The sequence below is a fragment of the Stenotrophomonas sp. LARHCG68 genome (genome assembly GCF_052871705.1).
Genome location: NZ_JBIXJV010000008.1, coordinates 147789 through 165170, shown reverse-complemented (window position 1 = coordinate 165170; position 17382 = coordinate 147789). Strand labels below are relative to the sequence as shown.

Here is a 17382-nt window from a genome sequence, read left to right as displayed (position 1 = left end):
AATGTCCCCCCCCCCCCCCCCCCACACACAACACAACCCTGCATCGTAGCCAAGTTTCTGTACAAGCCAGCAGTGGCATCCGACGGCTGGCATGCCGCCTTCGCCACCCGAAGCGCATCCTCCTGCACATTGACAAACTCGGTTTGCAACGATGCGTCCAGACAGATGTGATTGCTCTCATCCCCGTCCATTTATCGGCGCGGCCAATGGTCGCCCTGACCGTCGGCAGCTGCGAGACCTGCCTGCCATGGCTTCCTAAAGTTCATGCCCACAGTCTTCTAGACGTTCCAGACTATGGAGGGGCAAAAGTCAGAGATTGCTGCCGTGCAACTAGTCTCATTGAAGCGACGCCTGAAGGATGCCGCACATGGCCGCCAAGCCCCTATGTCCGAAGCTGCGCCCAACAAACAGTATACTTACCATCCCGCCCCGCCTCCGACGCTAAACCCGGGCACATTTCTACTAGCCGATCCACCCAGCAATCCCTTTGGGGCCCAGGCACCACACCCTCCGCCCCATTCATGTAAATAGGTGAATTCTAATGGAAGGCGAAATCGGCCGCATCGTACCCGCACTGATTACCCCTTGCATTCAATTTGTCTTGGCCATTGCATTTGCTTTCGCCTGGTCAATTGATCGCCAGAGAAAATATCTTCTTCTAATAATGGCCGCATACATGGCATTTTCCTTGGGAGGCATCACACAAGTCCTACTTGCATACGGAAACCTCAGCCTTCAAAGCATGTTGTCGGGCGGACTATACACGGCGAGCGCAATACTAGCCTCCAAAGGAATATTGATGCGATATCAACTTTCGCTCAAGTATTCATTATGCCTTGCATTTTTCGCCATCATAATGGTATCCCTGTGGTATTTTAATTATGTGAAATTCAGCATCCTGTCGCATATCTACGTTCAGAATTTCGGATATGGATTCTTATTATTGGCGACAGCACTTCGCATCCAGCCACACACGCGCATCAGCTGCGCTGACCGAGCAATATTTTGGACACTCCTAATAAGTGGGGCTCTATTCATCCCTCGTACCCTCCTTACCACCACCTTACCACCGCCGGCAACCGTGGAATCATTTGCAAACTCCACATTCTGGCACTCACTCCAATTTTCACTAGCCATCAGTGGATTAGCATTGGCGCTGTCGATTTTAGCGGCCAGCACCTCCGACGTCATGAATGAATTACGCAAAGATCGGGATCTGGACCCCCTGACACAGTTACTTAATCGGCGTGGATTAATGCACGAAATGAACGGCCCCACAATGACTCCGGGGGTACTAATGCCAGGATCATTAATTGCATGCGACATAGATCACTTCAAGAAAATAAATGACACCTTTGGTCACAGTGCTGGCGACAGCATCCTGGCTACGATTTCTGACATTATACGCAGAACTATCCGCAGTGGAGATTCTGCCAGCAGAATTGGAGGCGAAGAATTCGCCATCTGGCTCCCAGGCACCAATTTGAAGGAGGCCAGTGAATGCGCAGAACGCCTACGCAATGCCATCGCTACCACAGTCTTCTCGGTGGGTTCAATGCACATCCATGCTACTGCGACTTTTGGAGTAGCCTCTGCAACAGCTGGGGAATGTTGGTTGGACATCCTAAAGAGGGCAGATATATGCCTATACAAGGCCAAGCGCGCAGGAAGAAATAGAACGATCAGCTCCTGATCCGACATGGCAAATATCGGAGCACACGACTTGGCCGATTGACGAAACGCGCAGCTTATCAATAGCTCTCCGGACCATTTTCGAACAACCTCAACACAAGCATCAATCCACTATGAAGAATGTCGTCAAAACACGATAGTGCCCGAATCTGAAACAGCGCTCGCCCAACGGTACGCCAATGAGCGACCGGGCTGCGCCTGACTGTCAAGTGCTCGCAGCACGCCTGCCCGGATCAAGTTTCAGTCTGGACGTAGACCGGCTATAGTTGGATCTGTCGGCGCCCCAGGGAAAGTCTTCACGAATCAGTCACTGCAGTGCTTGCGGTGAGCGGCCGCATCTCCGACGATCCGGCGCCATTAAGCAACACAGCCTGCCCCTTGGCAATTCCAGCAAGCGCACCCGCAAGCCCGAGATCTGGACGCCATGGGCCGGGTGGTGCCCTGAGCCGATCTGCTCACCTTGATCCAGCCCTACGCACCCGGAGCCGGGCGACGCGGTCAACAACCCCTTGATGTCCAGGTCATGCTGGGCATTCATTTCATGCAACAGTGGTTCAGCCAACCCTTGACGGGCTTAGCGTAGAGCACCCGCGGGTTGTCCGGGATCTGGAATACCTTCTTGCTCGCGTCCTCGATCAACCGGCGCAGGAAGTCGATCAGGATGCGCGTGATGAGCACTCCGTCGAAAATACGCCAGCGCTTCTGCCTCCTGTTGGTCACGGTGGAGATCATCGACAGGCCGTGGCGCTTGTTGTCGACCCGGATTCACAGCACCAGCGTCAGCCAAATAGCTCAAGACTTGGATATTGGTTCCAATTTGTTGTTCCGATGGCGTCGGGAGTTGGACGTTCACGGCAAGAGATCGTTCGTTGGTGTCGGCGTGGCCCGCGACCAAGAGATCCTGGCGCTCGGTAACTGGCACGGGTCACGAAGGAGCGGGATTTTCTGCGCGATGTGGCGGCATTCTTCGCCAAGGAATCGTCTTGAGGTACGAGGCGATCCAATGCCACCGCAGCCAGTACCCGGGTTCGGTTGATGTGCCGATGCATCAAGGTGTCGTCCAGCGGCTTTCATAACTGGTTCCTTCGTCGGCCCAGTACCCGTGCACAGGAAGACACTCGATTGGTGGAAAAAGATCCGAGAGCACTACGCGGCCAGCTCGGGAAGCGACGGTGCGCAAGATCACACCGACAAGACCCCGACAGTTCAAGATGCCCTGCGCGCTGCGGACGCGCGCAGCGGTCTCGCAGCTCATCGAGCAGTGCTTTGGCATCCGGCTGCAAGTGCGCACCATGAGGTTGTGCCTGGGACGCTGCGGCTTCACGCAGCAAAAGTCGATGAAGAAGGCCTACGAACAGTCGCCCGTGGCCGTCAAGAAGTGGCTCGACGAGGACTGCCCTGCCATCGCAGCGTGAGCCAAAGCCGAGGAGAGGGCCGAGATCCACTGGGGCGACGAGGGCGGCCTGTGCAGCGACGACGTGCGCGGGCGAGGCTTTGCGCCCAAGGGGCAAGCGCCGGTAAGCCGCGTCAGGCCGACTGGCGCTCGTGCAGGAACATCGCAACGAAGGTGCGCCGGGAGTAATCCAGCGTCGCCACGAACAAGTGAACCTTCATCGGCTCGCCGTCCACTGGCACACGCACAGTGCCGAAGTCGATCTGCAACTGCTGGCCCGGTGGCGTCTCGAAACGCACGGCGGCCGTGCTCGCGCAACAGCTCCTGGCGAACGTCATCGCAGTTGCCGCGCTGCTGGCGGAATTGGGCTGCGAGCCACTCCGCATGCGCAGCCAAGCGGCTTGGCCGCGGCGCGGCCTCGTAGAGCCACCAGCTACCTTGGTGCAAGTACCGTCGCACCGTATTGCGGCTGCAACCCAATTCACTGGCGATGCGCTTGCCCCCCATCCCAGCGACGCCAGTTTGAGCATCGCCTCCACATCTTCCGGTACCTGCATCGCCGCGCTCCATTCCATCCGTTCGGATCGCGCAGCTTGCGCTAACATTTCTGCTTGCATCTGGCCTCCTGCCAATGAGGGGGCAATTCCTCATATCGTCGGGGGGGGCAGTTTGTCGTGTCGCCTGACACACCGCGTAGCCGCGACTCCCTGCTGATCGGGCCACTACCTTACCGAGGGTTGACAGGGAACCATCACCGGCAGTGCCCACAGTTCTCTGAACATTTGACGGAACCAGGAGAGAAGAGCGCTCGAGGATCAAGGCTATTTGGCGGGTGCAGGAAAATGCGAGGCGGGCCAAGAGCTCGACCGTTTGTCGATAAGCTATTTCAGAAACGATAGGGGCCAAGTTTCAATGCCCCGCCATAGAACTGACAACCAGCTGAACTCCTTGGGCGAGTTTGTCATGATGGCGCGACTTTCAACACGGCGCTCACAATTCGCAGAATTTCCGCATTCGAACAGAGAAAGAAGACCGCATTCCGTCGGCGCGCCCGGGTGAGGGAATCATGCACCACAGCAAGAGCAGCGAACGGCGTACCCACTAGTACCTCCCTGTAGCACGGCGCTCGAAAGTGCAGGGACTGAGCGCGCAAAGCACTTCGCGCCATCTCTGTCTCAGCGTCATATGGATACGCGCCCGATTGGCGCCCCACCCCTAACGCAGTATAGACATGTTTCCCCTTGAACACAGTATCTAGGACAGCCACCCGCATTCTGCCCACAAGAAGCTTCTGATAGATGACCGTACTTCTGATCAAACAGACCTCCAAAGCCCCCCCCCCCTTGAGTGCTGTTGCCGTCGCGAAGAAGCAGTTTCCCGTGATTCAAGGCCTCCCATCGTAGCGGACAAGCCTTGCGATGCCTGCCACATCACCGGACAAGTTTGTCCTGGAGCCACCAAGTGCGCCTCTGGGACGAATCGAACCATCAGTTCTCGGCATCGGCAAGGACCGATGCCGCCAATCATCTCGCCGACCACCTTCACTTCGGGAGACAGGTATCGCCCCGATTCGTCCTGAAGCCAATGGTCCACCTCAGCTTTGACAGCGCTTTAGGCATAGCGATGCGTCGTCGGACGGTTTGCTTTCGCTCATCTTCTCAATACGTACCTGCCACCCCTCAAGGGATGACTTTCGCCCAGTCGCTCACCACCGCGCCTTTTGAACGCAGCAGCACTGGGTGGTTTGAAGCCAGCTCCTGCAAGCCGGTTCCGGGAGGCCTACTCTCATCTTCAGTACAGCACCACAGGTCTGCCGCCTGTGTTCGTGACACACACCACTGGTTGCCTTTCCAAGTCTGATGCATTTCCGGGTCACGGGCCTTGTCGACATTCTTGGTCGAGCTGAGCGCATGGATGATCGTGGCATCCACAATCGTCCCGGCACTCCCCCTGCCCCATCATGGGGCTTAACTGAAGTGTCCGTGTTAGCGGGGTAGAACCCCCGCCAGGGCCTCGCGTTTGGCCTTGCGGAGCCATTGGTAAAGGCTGTGGGATGAGACCCCCAGCCGCGTGGCAACCTCGGCCACAGCAAAGCCTCTTTCGGTAACCTGCTTGACCGCCTCGGCCTTGAACTCATCCGTGTACTGCTTGCTTGCCATAGACACCTCTCTCGCTTCCATTGATTATGGCTCTGAGATGTCTACGAAATCCTGGCCGGTCCAGACCTGTGACGCCACCGGGTTCTGAATCATCCTCTCACAGCACTTGCATATCCACGCTTCATTGCAGGCGCCATCGATAGATACACTCTGGGACCAATTCCTATTCGGGACATCACCCCCACTTCTTTTCTGCACATTGCGCATACCATCAACGGCCCTTCCATGCAGGCTATGTACTCGACAAGCTGCTGCTTGGGAATGCAGCGTAGTAGCTATTGAGGCTGGCTTGAGTCGGGAGCGCTGCGCACCAAGCTCACGCGCGCCGGTTGCACGTCAGTAAAGCACCCAACGCCCACGGTTCGCAGTGCTTCACCGTCGCGCACCACCAAGAGTGCATCAAGGCCACGCTGCTGCGCGTAGTCCCGCCCGGCATGTTCGCCGAGGACCATCAGCGCCGTCGCATAGGCATCTGCATCTGCGCACGTGCGTGCCACCACCGTGACCGAGGCCACGCCGTTTGCCAGTGGCGTACCGGTCCTGGGGTCCATTGTGTGAGAGATGCGCGCGCCGTCGATTTCGGTCCAGCGACGGTAGTCGCCGGACGTCGCGATGGCAGCGTCGGTCAGCTCGATGACGCCCATCGTGGCACGCTGGTCATAGTCCGGTGCTTCCAGTGCGATTGACCACGGCGATCCATCAGGTTTGCCGCCATGTGCACACACCTCGCCATCGATACCAACCAGCCAAGCGCTGATGCCGTAGTCGCTCAACACACGCCCCAGTTCGTCCACGCCGAACCCTTTGGCGATTCCACACAGATCGAGGACAGTGGGACCACGCTTGCGCACGCGGCATCGATGCTCATCCACCTCGATCAGATCATCCACCGGCCGGCGGGAAGCTGTACCGAGGCAGTTGCCAGTGCTCAGGTGCGACGACACCCCGCTCGAAGGTCCGAATCCCCACTGATTGACCAAATCGCCGACGCCGATGTTGAATGCATTATGCGTCTCACGGCCGATCTGCTGCGCCCGCATGAGCAGCGCCGCGAGATTGCCCGAGACGGGCACCCAACAGTCTTGACTGGCGCGATTGAGCCGGGACAGGTCTGAGTTGTCTTTCCAGCTTGACATCTGGTCATCCACGGCACCCACTGCGGCGGCAAGGCGTGCCGTCACCTCCCTGTCGTCGATGTGCGGCGACGCGTAGAACGTCGCCGTATACCGTGTCCCCATCGTCTCGCCGCTGACACGGTAAAGCTTGAGCTCAGTGTCCTTGAGCCTCTCAATAGACGTCTTCAACATACCGTCCCTCCGCTCTGAGCTGCGCGACGGACGCGCCAGTATCTGTCAGGATGCGCTCCCATGCTTGAGCGACACCCTCTGCCATCTTGCGGCCGCCACACACCATGACCTGCGCCCCATGGGCCACTAGCGTGCGCAGTCGCGGCGCATCGACGACCAGTTGGTCCTGTACGTAGGTCCGGTCCCCCGAGCGCGAGAATGCTGTCCTGAGGGCCTGCAAGCGTCGGTCAGCGACAAGGCCGCCGAGCTCCTCACGGTACAAGAAGCCATCCTCCACGTTACGCGCTCCAAAATACAGAAACATCGGACGGCGCGCCGCATTGTGTCGGATGAAGCCAATGAGCGGGCCAATCCCCGTACCGGCCCCGATCAGGATCACGGGTGTGCTTCCCATCTCGGGCCGAAAGCGCGTGTGCGGACGGATGAATGCCGCGATCGTCTCGCCGGGCTGTAAGTCGGTAAGATAGGTGGAACAGGCCCCGTCGGGCAGGCGCCGCACGCAAATCTCCACCACGCTGTCCGCTGCCCCGCTGGCAAGCGAGTAATAGCGAGGTGCGGTCGCCCCCGGTGGCACGACGCCGAGCAGATCCCCTGTTTCGAATGCGGGCAAGCGCGGGCGCAACCACCGCCCCCACGGCCTCGCACTCGCATCGCGCTCAAAGCGCAGGACCGACGTCATATCAGATCCCTCTCGCCCATAGTCCTCACGCGAAACGAGCTTGAGTGGCGTTGTGGACGGCAGCAAGGGGGTGTAATGGAGATCGAGCGTGACGCCAAGCGTCTCGGCCAGTTGTGCGCACCATAGTCGGAATTCCGGCTCGGACTGCCGATCCACCGTGCCTAGACCGGCCAGCGCTTGGAATCCCCTGTCGGCCAATGCGTCGTGCACCTGACGCGCATAGGCACAGAAGCTCGGAAACTGCCGGTCCCCAAAGCCCAGCACCGTGAAGGCGGTATCACTCGGGACTGTCAGGTGCTTGAGCCTGGGCAAGAAACGTGTGGCGGTTTCGGGTGCATCTCCGTCGCCATAGGTCGCGGTCAGAACCAGCAGGCGCCTCATGCCGGGGTAACCGTTGGCCACCTCGTTCATTGGCGCGGCATGCACGCCCAAGCCTGTCTTGGTCAGCGCCCCATGCAGCGCTGAAGCAAAGCCCCAGGTGGTGTTGCCCTCGGTGCCTACCAGCAGCACAGTGTCTGCATCGCGGGCGGGGACATTGCCAGCCAGCTTCGGCATGACTCGCTTGCGGCCTAGCCAGAGCAACAGGCCGGTCACGGCCAGTAGCGGCACCGACAGCGATGCCGCACCGAGCATCAGCCCAAGCCACCACAGCCCCTGACCCGTATGCAGCATGCGCACAAGCGCCTGCAGGCGCTGCCAGCCATCAGTGGGCTGAAAGGCAAGCCACCGTCCCGTCGACAGATCGACATACCCGACACCGCCCGCCGTATCCAATTCCATGGCCTCGCCCGGGCTGTCGCTGTTGGGGAGTGTTAATTGATGCAGGCTCGAAACGTCGATATCCAATGCCGCCATCCGCCCCATCGGTATCGCTGGCGCGGTGCTCATCGGCACGCTGAATGCGGGGTCCTCCTGCCCGTCACCTTCCGGTATCAAGCCAAACGTCGTCGTCGACATGATAAGCCCCGTCGCGGCTGATAGCGTCAGCCCGGCAAACGCCACCCGCGCAGTTTCGTTATGCACGCGCTGCAGCCCACTGCCCCGGACTCGACCGAGCAGGTGCTTCCATCCGCCCATGCGGCGCGCCAGCAATGCCAACCCGGACATGATGACAACCAGCATGAGTGCGGCAGTCACACCTGCTGCGATCCGGCCTGCATCGCCGAGGAACAGCTTGCGATGCAGGTTCTTCGTCCATCGCCACACTGGCGAAGCCACATAGTCGCCAGTTGCCTTGCCGGTAGTGGGATCAATGACCGACGCACGCTGCTGGCCGTCGGTTTCGTGATACGCGATGACCGTCCCCGAAGGTCGCCGCACAATTGCTTCGGCGCCGGGAAGTTGCGTGGTCACGCGATTTGCGAGCGTAGCAACGCTCATTGACGCCTGGCTGGTCCTCACGGCGTCGACGTGTTCGAGCGCTGGCTGCGCCGACAACACCACGCCCGACACAGCGATGATCGTCATCAGCAGACCTGCGATCAGCACCGGGAACAGATGGAGCTTACGCAACATCAAACGCCTCCTTGTCTTTTCTCGATGACCTACAACGAATAGCGGAACGACTTCACGTAGCCGCTGCCCTGGACCAGTCTGTCGGCACCTGATGTCGTCAACGGCACGATCACTTCGGCGGGATACGCATTCATATCCTCGACTGCGGTATCGATGCGTACCTCATAGCCGGCGCCAATCAGTGTGTCAGCCAGATCCAGCGTCACGCGCAGTGTCTTGCCTGCGCCGATGCTCGCACCCGTGATGCCGTCCACTTTTGCGGCGCTCCCCGCGGCCCGGTACCAGTCTCGCAGTTGTCGGTGGTACTTGGCCTTGGGCCCGGCCACCCACAATGTGCGCTGCAACTGCCCGGTGCGGTCGGTGAGATACAGGGCGAGATACGCGCCGTCTCCGCGATAGCTGGACAACTGCGTCTCGAACGTCACTTGGCGTGCGTACGTGAGCGTCGGCAGGACAAGCGCGCCCGAGAGCATGACAACGGGAAATAGGCTCTTCATATGAATTCTCCTGAAAGGGACCGATACAGGGCCGCCGTATCCAGACCCTCGGCCGCCCATTGCTGGGTGGTGCCGCTGGTGATAGATGCCCGGTGCGACCACGTGAATGGACTCAGCGAATTTCAGCCTGGGGCTTCGTCCCCGACGTTGCTGGATCGTCTACCGGCGTTTCAGCAGAGGGGCCGCCAGCATTCGATTCCCGCTGGCGCGCCTTGCCATGGCCGTCGCCTTCGCCCTTTATGCGTACGATCTCGAGCGAGGCAGGATCGATTTTTGCCTTGAAGCGCCGGCCGTCACCGTCGCAGCCCTTGATCTCGTAGCAGCCGTCATCAATCTTGAGCCTGTCGATCTGCCAACCCTTCTGCCTGGCCATCTCTCTGACCGCGTCACGTGGCTTCCATTGGTTAATGGGAACCTCGCAGTCGTCGCGACCATGCGCTTGCACTGGGTGGGCGCCCATGATGAGGATGCCTAGTACCCATAGTGCGTGTACTAGGCCCTTTCCCATTTCGACTCGAAGGCGCTTCATTTCGTGTATTCGCTTTTTGCTTGATTGGACTCCACAATGCGCCACGAACCTGAAGCGAAGTTTGCGAACCCCAAAATATTTCTTCATGTCCACGACAGGTTGGCGTGGCAATATCACAGCATTGATGCTCTGGGGATAACTTAATGAGGGTGCTTCTCATTGAGGATGAGCCGTGGCTCGGAGAAGCGGTGCGCGACCAAATCGAAAAGGATGGTCATCCGATGGACTTCGTGGCCAATCTCGCCGATGCGCGGCGCCACCTCGCGCTGGCAACCTACGATCTGATTTTACTCGACCTACTGCTTCCCGACGGTCGCGGGCTCGATTTTCTGCGTGAACTGCGCGCGGGCGCCTCCAGCGTGCCCGTCATCATTCTGACCGCGCTCGATCAGGTCTCGACCCGTATCGCCGGGCTAAACGCCGGCGCCGACGACTACCTCGTCAAGCCTTTCGATCTGTCTGAACTGTCCGCCCGTGTGCATGCGGTGGCGCGCCGGTATTCGGGCAATCCCAATCCATGGGTAACGCTCGGCGAACTTCGCATCGACATGGTCGGGCACCGCGTGATGTACGGCGAGGTCCATATCGATCTGACGGCCAGTGAATGGGCGTTGCTCGAAGCGCTGCTCCAGCATCCGGAAATGATTGTCTCTAAAGCCAGACTCGAAGGATGTCTCTACTCCTTCAACCAAGAGGTAGGAAGCAATGCCATTGAGGTCCATATGAGCCGGCTGCGCAAAAAACTCGGTGCCAATGCCGCCATCGAGACCCTGCGCGGACTCGGTTATCGACTCAAGCGAGACTGACCATGTTGCGCGCCCTGCAAGGACGACTCGCGGCCGCACTGTTGGTGGGCCTGATTGTGCTGTCCTGTGCAACGGCGGTAGCATCCTACTACGTGTTGGGCCGTGAAGTTGATCGCATGTCGGACAGCGCGCTGCAGGAGACGGCCCAGCGCCTGCTGCCGCTGGCCATCATGGACATCCTCGGCCGTGAAGCGGAGGGTGATGCTGGCAGCAGCAGTCGCATCGCAGCCGTGCGTGCGCACGACGAACTGCTGACCTACGTGGTCCGTGACGACCGAGGCAAACTGCTGCTGCAATCGCACGATGCCAGTGCAGAAGTCTTTCCGCTCGGCATGGCCCCGGGCTTCGCGTCTACGCCGTCGCACCGGATCTATACCGAACCGGGACTGCAGGGGTCGATCTCGCTGACGATCGCCGAACCCCTTGGCACGCGCCAGCAGGCTCAGGTCGAAGCAGCAATTGCTGTCGTCAAAGTCCTTGCTTTGTTCCTGCCCGCGGGTCTTGGGGGCATTTGGCTGATCATTCGCGCAGGGCTACGGCCCATACACCGGTTCTGCGGCGCCATCGCTGCGCGTGGGCAATGCGACCTGACGCCGCTCGACAAGAGCGGGTTACCGACAGAGATCGCGCCGGTGGCCGACGCGGTTAACGGCCTGATGGCGCGGCTCGACCGCGCGCTGGCCGCAGAGCGCAGCTTCACCGCCAACAGCGCGCATGAGCTGCGTACACCGATTGCGGCAGCTCTGGCACAAACGCAGCGCCTCAAGGCCGAGATGTCCTGCGCTGAAGCCCAAGCGCGCGTACAGAACATCGAAGGTGCATTGCGCAGCTTGGCGCGACTCAGCGAGAGCCTTATGCAGCTTTCGAAGGCCGAGAACGGACGGGTGCTCGGCGATGCGCCGCAGGATCTGCGCCCTGTGCTTGAACTGGTCGCCGAAGATTTCCGGCGCTCCGCACGGGCCGCCAATCTGCTCCAGCTCGACCTGCCCGAACAACCCATCCAGTCTTGGATCGACCCGGATGCGCTGGCGATCATTGCGCGCAATCTGGTCGACAATGCGCTCAAGCACGGCACGCCCGGGCAACCTGTACGGGTGTCGCTATCAGAGACCGGTGAACTGAGCATCATCAATCACGGGCCGGTGCTGACCGAGGACGAACTCGCGCGCCTGATGAAGCCATTCGAGAGAGGCCTGACGACAGCCAAGGGCAGCGGTCTTGGGCTCGCAATTGTCGAAGCGATTGTCCGCGTCGCAGGAGCCTCCCTCACACTGAGTTCACCGGCTTCAGGAATGCAGGATGGACTACAGGTAACCATCGATAGCCTGCCCCTTGACGCCACTCGGCAGCGGCAAGGGTGATACTGAGATTAATTCTTGGAGCTTCTAGCTCATGGCACTAGATTTCCCTACGCATCTCAAAGAGGCCATGACTCACCAGCCCCTGTCGGCTTTCGGCGCATTGCATCTACTCCTCCCATTGGGCGCCGCGCCAGAAGTAGAATAGTGTTCGGTCGTCTATCGAGATGCACGCATGGATCCCCTCTCAGAAGTTCTTTCGTTGCTAAGCAATCAGAACCTGTTCTTTGGTGGCCTGAGAGCGGGTGGCGATTGGGCCATTCGCTTCCCAGCCCCCGACAACATCAAGTTCAATGCCGTGGTCCAAGGAACATGCTGGCTGGCCGTGGAAGGAATGAATCACCCCATACGGCTGGAGCAGGGCGACTGCTTTTTGGTTTCCCGGGGGCACCCTATCTTGATTGGTAGCGATCTTTCATTGCCAGCTATCGATGCAGAAGATCTGTATCGCGGCGCGGTCAATGGCATTGCACGCCACGGCGACATAGAAGAGTGCTTTCTCATCGGTGGCCGCTTCACCTTTGGTGATGGTGCGGACATCCTCCTCGACAGCTTGCCGATGGTGGTGATCATCAAAAGCGACTCCGATCAGGCCGCTGTTTTGCAATGGACTTTGCAACGTCTTGTTTGCGAACTCTCCTCCCCGGTCCTGGGAAGTACATCTGTGGCGCAGCACCTCGGTCATCTTATGCTGGTGCAGGCATTGCGAATCCACCTCGCTCAAGATGGCGGTACTACGCCAAGCTGGCTCTCCGCGCTGTCTGAACCGCGCATCGGCACAGTGATCCAAGCGATACACTCCGATCCGTCCAAGCGGTGGACCTTGGAGAGTTTGGCGAAGGTGGCCGGCGTGTCGCGCTCCACGCTTGCGTTGCGATTCAAACAGGTGGCCGGTCTGCCGCCGTTGGAATATGTATCGCGTTGGCGTATGCAGCTTGCAGCGCAGTCGCTGAGAAGCAGTCAACTTACGATTTCCTCAATCGCACAAACCCTGGGCTACGAATCCGACAGTGCCTTCAGCAATGCTTTCAAACGCATCATGAAATGCTCCCCGAAGAACTATCGTGCCAGCCAGGTTGCCGGATAGATTCATTTGGCAATTCAGATGCCTTGCAGGTCGCCATTTTCCAAACGAGAATTTATGCACTTGGCCTCATTCACAGGGCTGCTATTGATGCCAAGATTGCGTGGCATGGACCGCCTCGATATCCGGTATACCCATGCGGGTGGGAAATTGGCCACTGTTCCGCCAATCCGAGTCGCTTTAAGCCCAAGACGATCAAGAATCTTTCTTGATATTGGACAAGAAAACCCATAAGTAAACTGATAAAACACCCCGCCTTGACCAAGCGCTCCGAACGATCCCGCGAGAATACGTAATACCGTGCGCGGCCTCATTGAAAGAAGCGGCAGGCCGCTAATCACAGCGCCAAAATTCTCCTGTCGAAAGCGTATGTCGCCGATCAGCTTGGAAGCATCCATCTGAATGACCGTAGCTTCGGGAAACCGGTCGTTCAGAAGCTGAGCAAACACATCTTCGTACTCGACCAAGGTCAGTGCTGATGGTCGAACACCACGCGCCAGGACAGCGCGGGTAAACGCGCCAGTCCCGGGCCCCAGCTCCAGAACTTGGCCTATCCCTGGGTGGATTTCTTGGGTAATAAGCGTTGCCAGCGCCGCCCCAGAAGGGGCCAGCGCGGCAATCTGCAACGGCTTTGCGTACCACGCCTTAAAGAATCGTCGTCCGTCACCTCGCGTGTCACCCAGCCCTATTTCTGCATGAGGTGACAAAGCGTTCGAGAGTGAATGCCTTGACTCACCAGAAGGCCCGTCAGCATGAGAACAAGGCTTACAGCGGAGGAAGTCGCAGGCTTGACCAAGTAGGCTTTGGCTCATGACCGCCTCTCAGATCGGCTAAGACCGTCAATCTCAAGGTCAGCATCCAACGACCGAGGTGCCACCGGTATTTTCCCTGCTCGGTAAGTGATGCCAATAGCCAGCATCGCGCATACGATGAACGCATAGCGCAGACCGAACGTCTCGGATAGAAATCCGATCAATGGCGGCCCGGCGAGCGTGCCAAGGAATCCGATGGTGAGAACGGACGCAATCGCGGCACTTGGCGCCATGGTGGAGGATTTGGCCGCAGCACCCGCAACCAGCGGAATGACGGTACAAATGCCAAGTCCTACCAGACAGAACGCGATGACCGAAGACACCAGCCCTGGATACAGGATAGTCATCGTCATACCTATCAGAACCAGCACCCCACTCCATTGCAACGTCGTTCTGATGCCAACCCGATCTACGAATCTGTTCAACAGGAGCCGGCCAACTGTCATGGCACCCATGAATACCGTTAAACCAAGTCCGACAAATCGCTGATCGGCAGAAACGACGTCCTGAAAGTAGACCGCCGTCCAGTCATACATGATGCTTTCGCACGTCATGGAGAAGAGAATGATCAGCCCGTAATTGAGCAACGACCTGTCGGGCATGGCAAATGCTTTCCCGGTTTTCTCCATCTCCGGCTTATGGTGCAGGAATCGCCACCAGATGAGTGAGGACACCAAGGCGACTGCGGATATCAACACGAAGTGCTGAAACACAGTGGCGTCCCAGTTCATCATCAGTGCGCCGATTCCGGCACCAACGAATCCGGCCAACCCCCACAACCCATGAAAGAACGGGAGTTTCGTTTTGCCTGTGATCGCCTCCGAGATGCTGGCCTGTGTATTGTTCGATACGTTCACCGCGCTGTATGAAAAGCCAGAGATGAAGAGCAGAATTGCCAGTTCAGGGATATTGGTGGCGAAGGGAATCAGAGAGAGCAGCATGGCGTTGAGAAGGATGGCCACAGTGCCGACAACTCTGCTACCGAACCTCGCGATCGCCCACCCCGATACCGGTAGCGAAAGCACTACGCCAACCGCCATGGCGAACAGCACGCTTCCAAATACGCCATCGGACAAGGCAAGGCCGCCCTTGATCGTTGCCATCCTCGAAGTCAAGCTGCCAAAGCAAAGACCGAGCATGAAGAACATGCTGGATATCGCGATACTGTTCTTTCTGGTGGTCGATGGCATAGAACTTATCCCGATTGCGAGTAAGAGGGAACATCACACTCGCCCATGGCGCGATCCGGCTAAAACCGACATCGGTGTGTGCGTCGACGACGGGACGGACTATGCTGAGAATGCGTTGATGCCGGTAAGCTCAGCCGAAAGCGCCCAGAGACGCCGTGCCTGATCGGGGTCGATGGCATGCGCTCGGACACCGACAAGGGAGTTGTCATCACCCACGGCCATACCGGCGATATCGCAATCCTCGCAGTACAGCCCTCCCATGCCTGTCAGTTGCGGCGAGGTCGCAGCCCAGACTTGGGTAGCCGCTCCTTGCTCGGGGGTCTTAAGAGCTTCGGGATGAGCCGGATTGCCCGCTTCGTCCGCCCAGCCCAAGGCAATCATTTCCTCCAAGGGGATATGCCGTTGCAAAGGCGTCATGATGCTGCCAGGGTGCAATGAGAAGGCGCGTACGCCTCGCGAGCGCCCCATGGCATCCAGGTGGACAGCAAACAGGGCATTGGCTGTCTTCGACTGGCCGTAAGCCAGCCACTTGTCGTAGCCATGGTCAAACTGCACGTCATCCCAACGGATCGCAGAGTAGTGATGTCCGGCAGATGACACCGAGACGACTCGGGCCCCTTCCACTAGTGCAGGCCACAGCAGGTTTACCAGCGCATAGTGCCCAAGATGGTTGGTGGCGAATTGAGCTTCCCAGCCCGGGCCAACCCGTGTCTCCGGGCACGCCATCACACCAGCGCTATTGATGATGATATCTGCGCGACGACCCAAATCAAGAAATGTCTCGGCAAACCTTCGTACACTCGACAAATCCGACAGGTCGAGTTCCCAGATTTCCACTCCTTTAATCTGGCCTATGGCTTCCCGAGCAGGGACCAGACTTCGTGCCCCCACTACGATACGGGCACCTGCGCTAGCAAGCGCGCGCGTAGTTTCCAAGCCGAGGCCGGAGTGCCCGCCGGTCACGATGGCGGTCTTTCCAGACAGATCTTGTCCTTTCAGGACTTCTTGGGCAGTCGTTCGAGGTCCAAATCCCGATCTGATAGGTGATTGCGTGTTGAGCATGTCTTTTTGTCCTCGAAGGTTGACAGTGAGCCGACGAGGAGCAGTCTGGAGCCAGAGTGCAGTACTGTGAATGCATAGAAGTCCAAATTCCCATCTAGATCGTCCGATTTCTGTAACTTTTACAATCTGAAAGATGCGGCGCAGCGGTCGGCCTGACGCAGCTTCCCGGCGCCGACGTCAGTCAGTCAGCCAGCCCGCCACCGCCACCTGTAGTAGCGCCGCGGCCCAGCACTGCAAGGCCGCCTTACAGCCATGCGCTACTTGCCCGGGAGGGGTTCGCTGCACTGCTCGCTGGTGGCATCGCACTCAGGGGAGAAACTACCTGTGGCCGATGTTGGAAGGGGCGACAGCACGGCCAGAGAGATCATCAGGGCCAGGGGACGTTGCGAAGGAGTGCGGGATTTCATGACATTCAGCGGAACGCGGCCATTGAGGAGAAGAGCGCGCATCGTCTGAGTTCATGGCGCAGAGAATCCATAGGACAGGTTCGGCTAACCCGTACTTGAGCCGCGGACTTGTGTCCTGCAGCGGCCTGCGCGCTCAGCCATCCAGCACCCGTGCAAGTACTTCTGCCAGTAGGGCTCTCACCTGTTCCGGTGGCAGGTCCGGGTCGCGCACGGCGCGCATGGCCAAGCCCTCGACGAGGACGCGCAGCAAGAGAGCCCGATGCGCCACCCGATCAGCGTCCATCGTTCGGCCGAGGGCCACGTCACGCTCGCGCAACCAGGCCTGGATGGCCGCAGAGGTCTGTTTGTCATGCCTGCGCAGCACTTCGGCCAGAACCGGGTCGCGGTGTGCCTCGGCGTTGATTTCCGCATACAGCGCCACGCTGGCGATGGCGTTGCCGTGGATCGGCAGCACTTCGCCGCGCGCCCATTGCTGGTAGCACTCCAGCAACCCGTCCACCAGGTCCGGGGCTGCCGGCATCTCGCTGATCGAGGCCTGGTCGTGCCGCAGCTGGCGCTCGATCAGGGCAAGGATCAAGGCGCGCTTGTTGGCGAAGTAGCGGTACATCAACCCTTGGCTGATCTCGGCCTCGGCAGCGATATCGCCGATGGAACCGGCGTGGAAACCGCGGGTGATGAAGCACTTCTGGGCAGCATCGAGGATGCGTCTGCGTTGGGCATCTGCATGGGCGACGGCAGGGTCTTCGGCGGGAGTGGCTACGGCGGGTTTCGGCGTCATTGCGTGAGGTCTGAGCATCCAAAGGCGGGATAGTACGCCACTAAAGGCGCGAATGAACGGTCATTCATTTGTAATCCCCGCCTCCCAGAATGAGTCGGCCTTCTCCTTCCGCTA

Annotated in this window: 13 protein-coding genes and 5 pseudogenes; 6 read left to right on the top strand and 12 right to left on the bottom strand. The window is 59.1% G+C overall.

All coding sequences use genetic code 11. The features are described from left to right. Positions 1-541: 541 nt before the first annotated feature. Both ACIPR8_RS19330 and ACIPR8_RS19325 read left to right on the top strand, forming a co-directional pair. Positions 542-1693, top strand: a complete 1152-nt coding sequence (locus ACIPR8_RS19330) for a diguanylate cyclase (RefSeq protein ID WP_446542065.1) — start codon at positions 542-544, stop codon at positions 1691-1693. A gap of 444 nt (positions 1694-2137) precedes the next feature. Further along, positions 2138-2251, top strand: a pseudogene (locus ACIPR8_RS19325) (IS5/IS1182 family transposase); the annotation flags it as partial. Here ACIPR8_RS19325 and ACIPR8_RS19320 read toward each other — a convergent pair. Further along, a pseudogene (locus ACIPR8_RS19320) lies at positions 2248-2457 on the bottom strand (IS630 family transposase); the annotation flags it as partial. The pseudogenes ACIPR8_RS19325 and ACIPR8_RS19320 sit on opposite strands and share 4 nt — an antisense overlap. 392 nt (positions 2458-2849) lie before the next feature. On the opposite strand from ACIPR8_RS19320, the pseudogene ACIPR8_RS19315 reads away from it, so the two are divergent. Then, positions 2850-3221: pseudogene (locus ACIPR8_RS19315) on the top strand (winged helix-turn-helix domain-containing protein); the annotation flags it as partial. Here the strand turns inward: ACIPR8_RS19315 and ACIPR8_RS19310 are convergent. The 7 genes and pseudogenes from ACIPR8_RS19310 to ACIPR8_RS19280 form a co-directional block, all read right to left on the bottom strand. After that, the gene (locus ACIPR8_RS19310; RefSeq protein ID WP_446542064.1) at positions 3220-3423 is read right to left on the bottom strand and encodes a hypothetical protein; all 204 of its coding nucleotides are present in this window, start codon (positions 3421-3423) and stop codon (positions 3220-3222) included. The pseudogene ACIPR8_RS19315 and the gene ACIPR8_RS19310 overlap by 2 nt on opposite strands. A 1497-nt stretch (positions 3424-4920) precedes the next feature. Beyond that, a pseudogene (locus tag ACIPR8_RS19305) lies at positions 4921-5025 on the bottom strand (IS5-like element ISCARN107 family transposase); the annotation flags it as partial. 60 nt (positions 5026-5085) lie between these two features. Further along, positions 5086-5244 (bottom strand): annotated as a pseudogene (locus tag ACIPR8_RS19300) (transposase); the annotation flags it as partial. A 275-nt stretch (positions 5245-5519) separates the two neighbouring features. Continuing rightward, positions 5520-6551, bottom strand: a complete 1032-nt coding sequence (locus tag ACIPR8_RS19295) for an FAD:protein FMN transferase (RefSeq protein WP_446542063.1) — start codon at positions 6549-6551, stop codon at positions 5520-5522. Next, the gene (locus ACIPR8_RS19290; protein ID WP_446542062.1) at positions 6532-8745 is read right to left on the bottom strand and encodes a PepSY domain-containing protein; all 2214 of its coding nucleotides are present in this window, start codon (positions 8743-8745) and stop codon (positions 6532-6534) included. The genes ACIPR8_RS19295 and ACIPR8_RS19290 overlap by 20 nt, the downstream gene beginning before the upstream one ends. 29 nt (positions 8746-8774) lie before the next feature. After that, on the bottom strand, positions 8775-9242 hold the full coding sequence (locus ACIPR8_RS19285; protein WP_446542061.1) for a DUF2271 domain-containing protein: 468 nt from the start codon (positions 9240-9242) through the stop codon (positions 8775-8777). A gap of 112 nt (positions 9243-9354) precedes the next feature. Continuing rightward, positions 9355-9702, bottom strand: coding sequence for a PepSY domain-containing protein (locus ACIPR8_RS19280; protein ID WP_446542072.1), 348 nt, complete (start codon positions 9700-9702; stop codon positions 9355-9357). Positions 9703-9914: 212 nt separating this feature from the next. Between ACIPR8_RS19280 and ACIPR8_RS19275 the strand changes: the two genes are divergently transcribed. The 3 genes from ACIPR8_RS19275 to ACIPR8_RS19265 all read left to right on the top strand — a co-directional run bounded on the left by ACIPR8_RS19275 (position 9915) and on the right by ACIPR8_RS19265 (position 13022). Continuing rightward, positions 9915-10577, top strand: coding sequence for a response regulator (locus ACIPR8_RS19275; RefSeq protein WP_446542060.1), 663 nt, complete (start codon positions 9915-9917; stop codon positions 10575-10577). Between the two features lie 2 nt (positions 10578-10579). Further along, positions 10580-11938, top strand: a complete 1359-nt coding sequence (locus tag ACIPR8_RS19270; RefSeq protein WP_446542059.1) for a sensor histidine kinase — start codon at positions 10580-10582, stop codon at positions 11936-11938. 172 nt (positions 11939-12110) lie between these two features. After that, on the top strand, positions 12111-13022 hold the full coding sequence (locus ACIPR8_RS19265; RefSeq protein WP_446542058.1) for an AraC family transcriptional regulator: 912 nt from the start codon (positions 12111-12113) through the stop codon (positions 13020-13022). A 14-nt stretch (positions 13023-13036) separates the two neighbouring features. On the opposite strand, the gene ACIPR8_RS19260 is transcribed toward ACIPR8_RS19265, so the two are convergent. The 4 genes from ACIPR8_RS19260 to ACIPR8_RS19245 form a co-directional block, all read right to left on the bottom strand. Next, positions 13037-13645, bottom strand: a complete 609-nt coding sequence (locus ACIPR8_RS19260) for a class I SAM-dependent methyltransferase (RefSeq protein WP_446542057.1) — start codon at positions 13643-13645, stop codon at positions 13037-13039. A gap of 182 nt (positions 13646-13827) precedes the next feature. Next, positions 13828-15021: an MFS transporter gene (locus tag ACIPR8_RS19255; RefSeq protein WP_446542056.1), complete on the bottom strand. Its 1194-nt coding sequence runs from the start codon at positions 15019-15021 to the stop codon at positions 13828-13830. 99 nt (positions 15022-15120) lie between these two features. Beyond that, complete coding sequence (locus ACIPR8_RS19250; protein ID WP_446542055.1) at positions 15121-16083, bottom strand: SDR family NAD(P)-dependent oxidoreductase; 963 nt, start codon at positions 16081-16083, stop codon at positions 15121-15123. A 540-nt stretch (positions 16084-16623) separates the two neighbouring features. Continuing rightward, entirely contained in the window at positions 16624-17268 is a 645-nt protein-coding gene (locus ACIPR8_RS19245; protein ID WP_446542054.1) for a TetR/AcrR family transcriptional regulator, read from the bottom strand. Between the last annotated feature and the right edge of the window lie 114 nt (positions 17269-17382).

Bases quoted from the DNA above. Each gene is read 5' to 3' on its own strand.
- ACIPR8_RS19295 (WP_446542063.1), bottom strand. From the start codon at position 6,551: ATGTTGAAGACGTCTATTGAGAGGCTCAAGGACACTGAGCTCAAGCTT.
- ACIPR8_RS19265 (WP_446542058.1), top strand. From the start codon at position 12,111: ATGGATCCCCTCTCAGAAGTTCTTTCGTTGCTAAGCAATCAGAACCTG.
- ACIPR8_RS19285 (WP_446542061.1), bottom strand. From the start codon at position 9,242: ATGAAGAGCCTATTTCCCGTTGTCATGCTCTCGGGCGCGCTTGTCCTG.
- ACIPR8_RS19275 (WP_446542060.1), top strand. From the start codon at position 9,915: ATGAGGGTGCTTCTCATTGAGGATGAGCCGTGGCTCGGAGAAGCGGTG.
- ACIPR8_RS19250 (WP_446542055.1), bottom strand. From the start codon at position 16,083: ATGCTCAACACGCAATCACCTATCAGATCGGGATTTGGACCTCGAACG.
- ACIPR8_RS19330 (WP_446542065.1), top strand. From the start codon at position 542: ATGGAAGGCGAAATCGGCCGCATCGTACCCGCACTGATTACCCCTTGC.
- ACIPR8_RS19270 (WP_446542059.1), top strand. From the start codon at position 10,580: ATGTTGCGCGCCCTGCAAGGACGACTCGCGGCCGCACTGTTGGTGGGC.
- ACIPR8_RS19255 (WP_446542056.1), bottom strand. From the start codon at position 15,021: ATGCCATCGACCACCAGAAAGAACAGTATCGCGATATCCAGCATGTTC.
- ACIPR8_RS19290 (WP_446542062.1), bottom strand. From the start codon at position 8,745: ATGTTGCGTAAGCTCCATCTGTTCCCGGTGCTGATCGCAGGTCTGCTG.
- ACIPR8_RS19280 (WP_446542072.1), bottom strand. From the start codon at position 9,702: ATGGGCGCCCACCCAGTGCAAGCGCATGGTCGCGACGACTGCGAGGTT.
- ACIPR8_RS19245 (WP_446542054.1), bottom strand. From the start codon at position 17,268: ATGACGCCGAAACCCGCCGTAGCCACTCCCGCCGAAGACCCTGCCGTC.
- ACIPR8_RS19310 (WP_446542064.1), bottom strand. From the start codon at position 3,423: ATGACGTTCGCCAGGAGCTGTTGCGCGAGCACGGCCGCCGTGCGTTTC.